Here is a 262-nt window from a genome sequence, read left to right as displayed (position 1 = left end):
AATGTGCTTGTGGCTGCCAACTCCGTCGTATCGGCGAAGATGTCAGTGAAAAACTGCATTTCAGACCGGCACAGTTCTATAAGGAACAGCATGTGCGTGGTAAATGGGTCTGTGATCAGTGTGACACTCTGACTCAGCAAGCGATGCCCGCCTATGTGATTGATAAAGGCATTGCTTCACCTGAATTGCTCAGCCATGTTTTGGTATCGAAATATGCCGATCATTTGCCGCTGTACCGTCAACGTCTGATCTATCAGCGGGC

1 protein-coding gene is annotated in these 262 nt (G+C 48.9%); it reads left to right on the top strand.

Features of this window, described 5'->3' with window-relative positions:
* The coding region (locus tag ACEO2X_RS14515; RefSeq protein ID WP_371972209.1) for an IS66 family transposase zinc-finger binding domain-containing protein at positions 1–262 on the top strand (262 nt) is incomplete at both ends.

Source organism: Acinetobacter sp. AL9 (genome assembly GCF_041464035.1).
Lineage (GTDB): Bacteria > Pseudomonadota > Gammaproteobacteria > Pseudomonadales > Moraxellaceae > Acinetobacter > Acinetobacter towneri.
The sequence above is the reverse complement of the archived record's forward strand: the minus strand, read 5'-3'. Positions and strand labels throughout refer to the sequence as shown.